Annotated in this window: 7 protein-coding genes; all 7 read left to right on the top strand. The window is 29.6% G+C overall.

The genetic code is table 11. The annotated features are described in order from the left end of the window. Positions 1–75 precede the first annotated feature (75 nt). The 7 genes from lepB to dnaK all read left to right on the top strand — a co-directional run bounded on the left by lepB (position 76) and on the right by dnaK (position 7,861). Positions 76–609 carry a signal peptidase I gene (lepB, locus tag BET03_RS02745; RefSeq protein WP_279230318.1) on the top strand — a complete coding sequence of 178 codons (534 nt, stop codon included), beginning with the start codon at positions 76–78 and terminating at the stop codon, positions 607–609. Between the two features lie 25 nt (positions 610–634). Continuing rightward, positions 635–976, top strand: coding sequence for a hypothetical protein (locus BET03_RS02740; protein WP_183108688.1), 342 nt, complete (start codon positions 635–637; stop codon positions 974–976). A gap of 107 nt (positions 977–1,083) precedes the next feature. Continuing rightward, on the top strand, positions 1,084–2,895 hold the full coding sequence (gene lepA / locus BET03_RS02735) for a translation elongation factor 4 (RefSeq protein ID WP_120166977.1): 1,812 nt from the start codon (positions 1,084–1,086) through the stop codon (positions 2,893–2,895). A gap of 72 nt (positions 2,896–2,967) precedes the next feature. After that, positions 2,968–4,101 carry a radical SAM family heme chaperone HemW gene (gene hemW, locus BET03_RS02730; RefSeq protein ID WP_120166975.1) on the top strand — a complete coding sequence of 378 codons (1,134 nt, stop codon included), beginning with the start codon at positions 2,968–2,970 and terminating at the stop codon, positions 4,099–4,101. 149 nt (positions 4,102–4,250) lie between these two features. Beyond that, positions 4,251–5,294 (top strand): heat-inducible transcriptional repressor HrcA, encoded by a 1,044-nt coding sequence (hrcA, locus tag BET03_RS02725; RefSeq protein WP_120166973.1) that lies wholly within the window; start codon positions 4,251–4,253, stop codon positions 5,292–5,294. 75 nt (positions 5,295–5,369) lie between these two features. Then, positions 5,370–5,966, top strand: a complete 597-nt coding sequence (gene grpE, locus BET03_RS02720) for a nucleotide exchange factor GrpE (protein ID WP_120166971.1) — start codon at positions 5,370–5,372, stop codon at positions 5,964–5,966. Between the two features lie 23 nt (positions 5,967–5,989). Next, positions 5,990–7,861: a molecular chaperone DnaK gene (gene dnaK, locus BET03_RS02715; protein ID WP_120166969.1), complete on the top strand. Its 1,872-nt coding sequence runs from the start codon at positions 5,990–5,992 to the stop codon at positions 7,859–7,861. Positions 7,862–7,895 lie beyond the last annotated feature (34 nt).

Genomic DNA, 7,895 nt, shown 5'->3' with positions numbered 1-7,895 from the left:
TTAATCTACTTACCTTTTATTTTATTTTAGAAAGTGATATAATAATTTTATGATTAGCTAGCAGGAGGTGGAACTTTGTCAAAAGACAAAATAAAAAAAGAAATATACGAATGGATAAAAAGTATTGGTTTAGCCGTAATAATTGCAATTTTAATAAAAACTTTTATTTTTAATTCTACTTATGTATTGGGTAGTTCAATGTATCCAACTCTTCATGAAAAAGATAGATTATTTACTAATAAAGTGGTATACTTCTTTAATGAACCTCAAAGGGGAGATATTGTTGTATTAAAAGCACCTGATGATCCTGAGAAAGACTACATAAAAAGGGTTATTGCAATTGAAGGTGATTTAATTGCAATTAAAAATGGAAAAGTATATGTAAATAATAAGTTATTAAAGGAAGAATATATAAGAGAAGGAAGCTATACATATGGCAATATAAAATTAAAAGTTCCTCAAGGTCATGTTTTTGTTTTAGGAGATAATAGGGAAAGGGGAGCTAGCAAAGATAGTAGATATTTTGGTCCAGTACCAATAGATTTAATAAAAGGAAAAGCTAGTTTTAGATATTTTCCCTTTGATAATAGATTTGGTTTTCTTTATTAAATGTGAAGAATAAATATTTTATTTTATGTCCATAATAATCCTGGTGATTATTATGGGTAAAAGGTTAGAAAGATATAAGCGCAGAAAAAAGGAAAAAAAAATAAAAAGACAAAAAAGAATAATTTTATTAGTTACTATTATGTTATTTATCGGAGGAATAAATATTGTTGATAAATCCTTTAGAGAATTTTTGTATATAGAAGATATGAGAGTTTTTGATTTTCGGAATAATAATGAATATATTACAGTACACTTATTAGGTAAAAACTATCAAATAAAAGAGGAAAAATTAGATGAAACAATATCAAAATTTAAAGTAAAATTAGAAAATACTTTAAATTTCATAAAAAACTATATTAAGAATTAGTATACCGGGCTTAAGCCCGGTATTTTATTAAAAGTTTTAATCTTTTAACAATCGAATTATTATGTTATAATTGTTTAAGATTATTCCTAGACTAGAGGAGGATTTATATGTCTAACAGTAGACAAAATAGAGTAAGAAATTTTAGTATAATAGCACATATAGACCATGGAAAATCTACCCTAGCAGATAGATTAATAGAGGAGACAGGTCTTTTAACAGAAAGGGAAATGAAAGAGCAAATTCTAGATAATATGGATTTAGAAAGAGAGAGAGGAATTACAATAAAATTACAAACAACAAGGCTTGTTTATAAAGCAAAGGATGGAAATGAATATATATTAAACTTAATAGATACACCTGGGCATGTAGACTTTAATTATGAAGTTTCAAGAAGTTTAGCTGCATGTGAAGGCGCCCTACTTGTTGTAGATGCTGCCCAAGGTATAGAAGCTCAAACATTAGCCAATGTTTATTTGGCATTAGACCAAGACTTAGAAATTATCCCTGTAATAAATAAAATTGATTTACCTAGTGCAAGACCTGAAGAAATTAAGAAGGAAATTGAGGATGTAATTGGATTGGATTGTAGTGACATTCCTTTAATATCTGCAAAAGAAGGTATAAATATTGAAGATGTATTAGAAAGTATTGTACAGAAAATTCCAGCTCCAAAAGGAGATAGCGGTGCCCCACTTAAGGCCCTTATATTTGATTCTTTTTATGATAGTTATAAGGGAGTAACTGCATATATAAGGGTTGTTGAGGGAACTATAAAGCCAGGTATGAAGATAAAGATGATGGCTACAGATAAGGAATTTGAAGTATCAGAGGTAGGAATATTTACCCCTTCACAAGTACCAGTAGATGAATTAAGAGCAGGTGATGTAGGATATGTAACAGCAAGTATAAAAAACGTAAGAGATGCTAGAGTTGGGGATACTATAACAGAGGCAGATAGACCTGCTAATAAACCTCTTCCAGGTTATAAAAAAGTAACTCCAATGGTATACTGTGGAGTTTATCCTGCTGAGGGTGAAGATTTCAATAATGTAAAGGACGCTTTAGAGAAATTACAAGTAAATGATGCTGCATTAACATTTGAACCAGAAACATCAGCAGCATTAGGATTTGGATTTAGATGTGGATTTTTAGGATTATTGCATATGGAAATCATACAGGAAAGACTTGAAAGGGAATTTGATTTAAATATTATTACAACTGCTCCTAGTGTTATATATAAAATAAAGAAAAAAGATGGTGAGATTATAAATATTCAGAATCCAACAAACTTACCACCTTTAACAGAAATTGAATATATGGAAGAACCAATTGTTGAATCTTCAATTATGGCACCAAAAGAATATGTTGGACCAATCATGGAATTGTGCCAAGCAAGAAGGGGAACATTGAAAAATATGGAGTATTTAGACCAGACAAGGGTTGTACTTCATTATGATTTACCTTTAAATGAAGTAATATATGACTTTTTTGATGCATTAAAATCAAAAACAAAGGGATTTGCTTCCCTTGATTATGAATTAAAGGGTTATGAAAGATCAGATCTAGTAAAATTAGATATTCTAATAAATAAAGAAGTAGTTGATGCATTCTCTATTATTGTACACAGAGAAAAAGCCTATGAAAGGGGTAGAAGTATAGCTGAAAAGCTAAAAGAAACAATACCTAGGCATTTATTTGCAATACCTATACAAGCTGCTATTGGATCAAAGATTGTTGCAAGAGAAACTGTAAAAGCATTGAGAAAAGATGTTTTAGCTAAATGTTACGGAGGAGACGTATCAAGAAAGAAAAAGCTATTACAGAAGCAAAAAGAAGGTAAAAAACGAATGAGACAGTTAGGAAATGTTGAAGTACCACAAGAGGCTTTTCTATCTGTGCTTAAGTTTGACAATGATTAATTGGGACAAAGAATATATACTTTGTCCCAATTTCTTTGATAAACTATAATGTAGTTCTCTGGAGGACTTTTTATGAAAGAGATAGGAGTTTATATACATATTCCTTTTTGTAAAAGCAAATGTTATTATTGTGATTTTAATTCTTTTCCTGAAAAATTCAATTTAGTAGAAAAATATGTCTATTATATTAAAAAGGAAATCGATATTTATGCAAAAGAATACCCTAACTGTATTATTAAAACAGTTTTTATAGGTGGAGGCACTCCGTCAGCTATTGAGGCCAGATATATTGAAGAAATTATAAATTATCTTTTTAAAAAATTTAAAACTGAAGAAAAAATAGAAATATCAATAGAATGTAATCCTAAAACATTAACAAGGGAAAAGTTAAGAACTTACAGGAATATAGGAATAAATAGAATAAGTATTGGCTTACAATCTTTAAATGATAATCTACTTAGAAAAATCGGACGTATACATACGTCAGGAGATTTTTTCAATAGCTTAAAGCTTATAAAAGAAGAAGGTTTCGAAAACATAAACGTTGATATTATGTTTAATCTTCCTAGCCAAACCTTAGAGGATGTTATAAATACCTTAAAAAGGGTCATAACTTTAGATATTAAACATATATCTTTTTATAGTTTAAAGATTGAAAAGGGAACACCTTTTTATAAACTATATAATCAATCAAAACTTAAGCTTCCTAGTGAAGATTTAGAAAGACGGATGTATTACAAAGGCAAAGAAATATTAGAAAAAAACGGTTTTAAACATTATGAAATATCAAATTTTGCAAAAGAGGACTTTAAATGTAGACATAACATAATCTACTGGAAAGTTAAACCATATTTAGGAATTGGTTTATCTGCCCATTCTAATCTCTCTAAAAAAAGATGGAGAAATGTTGCAAGTTTTGAAAGTTATTTTAAATATTTAGAAAAAGATAAAAAGCCTATTATAGAACTAGAAAAAATTGATAGCCAAACAGAAATATCAGAGTTTATGATTTTAGGACTGAGGCTAGTTGATGGTATAAATAAAGCAGAATTTAGGGAAAGGTTTAAAATTGATATTCATAACATTTATAATAAACAATTAATTAAACTTAAAGACCTTGGACTTATCAGAGAAGATAAAGAAAATATTAAGCTAACAAAAAAAGGATTAGATTTAGCAAATATTGTATTTATGGAGTTTATTTAATATATAATATAAATTTTAAAATATAAGGGTATTGACAAATCTACGATTCAATGATAATTTAATGACGTAAGGTTAGCACTCGATAGCATAGAGTGCTAATAAATAATTATAATTAGTTTGTAAGTTGGCTATGCCATAGAGGTGATTTTATGGACCTTAATGAAAGAAAACTAAAAATTTTGCAGGCAATTATCCATAGTTATATTAAGAAGGCGCAGCCTGTTGGTTCACGAACTATAGCTAAAAAATACAATCTAGGTGTTAGTTCTGCTACTATAAGAAACGAAATGTCAGATTTAGAAGAATTAGGGTACCTTGTACAGCCACATACTTCAGCAGGCAGGATACCTTCAGATAAAGCTTATAGATTATATGTTGATAGTTTAATGGAATTAAAAAGTATAAGTTCATTGGAAAGAAAAAAGATTAAAAAGGGACTTTCTAAAGAAATTAGAGAAATAGAACAGTTAATACAAAATTCAGCTAAAATATTATCAAAGCTTACAAATTATACATCCTTAGCTATAGCACCACAGTTTAAAAAAAGTAGATTAAAACATATACAACTTGTACCAATAGATGAAAGGAAAGTATTGGTGGTAATAGTAACAGATACTGGTATAGCTAAGAATACAATATTTATGATGGATAATGATATAACACATGACCATCTAAATAAAATAACAAATTACTTAAATGCAAAATTAAAGGGACATCCAATTGAATATATTGGAAGTAGCTTAGAATATGAGCTTATTCAAGAAATGTATAGTTTGAAAAATACTATTAACCAAGTAGTACCACTTATTTATCAAGCAGTAGATGAATTAGAAGAAGTTGATTTGTATGCAAATGGCGTAACTAACATTTTTAATTTTCCAGAATATAATGATGTATCGAAGGCAAAGGCATTTTTGTCTTTTATAGAAGATAAAAATTTAGTTGTTGATATGCTTATGAAAAGTGGATTACAAGATATAGAAATAAAAATAGGTAAGGAAAATTGCTATGAAGAGGTTAAAAATTGTAGTCTTATTACGGCTACATATAGTCTAAATGGGAAAACAATAGGGAAAATTGGAGTCATTGGTCCAACTAGAATGGATTACTCAAAGGTTATTTCAATTGTAAAAACTATATCTTTAAATTTAAACGATATTTTAAATCAATATTATAATAGGGGTGGAAGATAATATTTCATCCTTATGATTATGTTTCAAATATAAAAATAATCGTCTTTACAAAGGAAAATGAGAGGTGATAAGTTTATGGATAATGTAGAAAAGAATAAAGAAATAGATAATATTAAAGAGAAAGAAGAGGCTGATAGTAATTTAGAAGCAATTAAAGAGGAATTAAATGAAGATAGTAAAGAATACAAAGAGGATAAGACTAATGAAATTGAAGAAAAATATAAAAAGCAATTAAAAGAAAAAGAAGAAGAAATAGAAGAATTAAACAGTAGGTTTTTACGATTACAAGCAGATTTTACTAACTATAAAAAAAGAGTAAATAGAGAAAAAGATAGTATTTACATAAATGCTTATGAAGATTTAATAACTCAAATACTTCCTGTAATCGATAACTTTGAAAGGGCATTGGATGCTGTAGAGGAAAAAGATAAAGAAGATAGTTTTTATCAAGGTGTAAAAATGGTATATGACCAATTTATTAATATACTTAAACAAAAAGGTTTAGAAGAAATTAAATCAATAGGTGAAAAGTTTGACCCTAACTTACACCATGGAGTATCTTCAGAAGAAAATGATGAATATGAAGAAGATACTATTATTGAAGTTTTTCAAAAGGGATATAAATTCAAAGATAAAGTAATTAGGCCTAGTATGGTTAAAGTATCAAAATAATAAAAGAAAGGGAGGAACAGAAAATGGGAAAAATTATTGGAATCGACTTAGGTACAACTAACTCATGTGTAGCAGTTTTAGAAGGTGGGGAACCTACAGTTATACCTAATGCAGAGGGTAACAGAACTACTCCATCTATTGTAGCTTTTTCTAAGGATGGAGAAAGATTAGTTGGAGAGCCAGCTAAAAGGCAAGCTATAACAAATCCTGATAGAACAATAATCTCTATTAAAAGACATATGGGTACAGACCATAAAGTAAACATTGATGGAAAGGAATTTACTCCACAGGATATTTCAGCTATGATTTTACAAAAGCTTAAAGCCGATGCAGAAAGTTATCTTGGTGAAGAGGTTACTGATGCAGTTATTACTGTACCAGCATATTTTACTGATAGTCAAAGACAAGCTACAAAGGATGCTGGAAGAATAGCTGGATTAAATGTTAGAAGAATTATAAACGAGCCAACAGCTGCATCTTTAGCTTATGGCTTAGATAAAGAAGAAGAACAGCAAAAAATATTAGTTTTTGACCTTGGTGGAGGTACATTTGATGTATCTATTTTAGAAATTGGAGATGGAGTATTTGAAGTTATTGCTACAAGTGGAGATAACCATTTAGGTGGAGATGACTTTGATCAAGCGATTATAGATTATTTAGCAGAAGAATTTAAAAAAGAAAATGGAGTTGATTTAAGACAAGATAAGATGTCTTTACAAAGATTAAAAGAAGCTGCTGAAAAGGCTAAGAAAGAATTGTCAACTGTTTCAACTACAAACATAAACTTACCATTCATTACAGCTACTCAAGATGGACCTAAACATTTAAATATGGATTTAACAAGAGCAAAATTTGAGGAATTAACAGCACACCTTGTAGAAAGGACAATGGGTCCTACTAGAAGGGCACTAGAAGATGCTGGTTTAAGTCCTTCAGATATAGACAAAGTTATTTTAGTTGGAGGTTCAACTAGAATACCTGCTGTTCAAAGAGCAATTAAGAATTTAACTGGTAAAGACCCTCATAAGGGGATTAATCCAGATGAATGTGTTGCTATTGGTGCTTCTATTCAGGCAGGGGTACTTAGTGGAGAAGTTAAAGACTTGTTATTACTAGATGTTACACCACTTTCACTAGGAATTGAAACATTAGGTGGAGTATTTACTAAGCTTATTGAAAGAAATACTACAATACCAACTAAAAAGAGTAAAATTTTCTCAACTGCAGCAGACAATCAAACTACTGTTGATATACATGTTCTACAAGGTGAAAGACAAATGGCTAAAGACAATACAACACTTGGCAGATTCCAATTAACTGGAATACCACCAGCACCTAGGGGAGTACCTCAAATAGAAGTAACTTTTGATATAGATGCAAATGGTATTGTAAATGTATCAGCAAAGGACTTAGGAACAGGTAAAGAGCAGAAAATCACAATAACAGCTTCTACTAATTTATCAGAAGAAGAAATAGAGAAAAAGGTTAAAGAAGCAGAAAAGTTTGCTGAAGAAGATAAAAAGAAAAAAGAGGAAGTAGAAGCCAGAAATAATGCTGATTCAATGGTATATCAAACAGAAAAGATTTTAAAAGATCTAGGAGACAAAGTAAGTGAATCTGAAAAGGCTAATGTTAAAGCCAAATTAGACGAACTGAAAAAAGCTTTAGAAGGAGATAATACAGAAGAAATCAAGAAAAAGACAGAAGAACTTCAACAAGAATTCCATGGCTTATCACAAAAGATGTATCAACAAGCAGCACAACAACAGGCTAACCAACAAGCCCAAGGGCAACAGGCAGGAGCTCAAACAGGTCAACAAACGGAAAATGATGATGACAATGTTGTAGATGCTGACTATGAAGTTGTAGATGAGGAAGACAAAGATAATAAATAAGATTACCAAAGCTAAATCCTTTGGATTTAGCTTT

Source organism: Thermohalobacter berrensis, from assembly GCF_003609645.1.
Classification (GTDB): Bacteria; Bacillota; Clostridia; order Tissierellales; family Thermohalobacteraceae; genus Thermohalobacter; species Thermohalobacter berrensis.
The sequence above is the reverse complement of the archived record's forward strand: the minus strand, read 5'-3'. Positions and strand labels throughout refer to the sequence as shown.

Excerpts from the sequence above, each read along its gene's own strand:
- BET03_RS02740 (WP_183108688.1), top strand. The coding sequence starts at position 635 with ATGTCCATAATAATCCTGGTGATTATTATGGGTAAAAGGTTAGAAAGA.
- lepA (WP_120166977.1), top strand. The coding sequence starts at position 1,084 with ATGTCTAACAGTAGACAAAATAGAGTAAGAAATTTTAGTATAATAGCA.
- hemW (WP_120166975.1), top strand. The coding sequence starts at position 2,968 with ATGAAAGAGATAGGAGTTTATATACATATTCCTTTTTGTAAAAGCAAA.
- hrcA (WP_120166973.1), top strand. The coding sequence starts at position 4,251 with ATGGACCTTAATGAAAGAAAACTAAAAATTTTGCAGGCAATTATCCAT.
- grpE (WP_120166971.1), top strand. The coding sequence starts at position 5,370 with ATGGATAATGTAGAAAAGAATAAAGAAATAGATAATATTAAAGAGAAA.
- dnaK (WP_120166969.1), top strand. The coding sequence starts at position 5,990 with ATGGGAAAAATTATTGGAATCGACTTAGGTACAACTAACTCATGTGTA.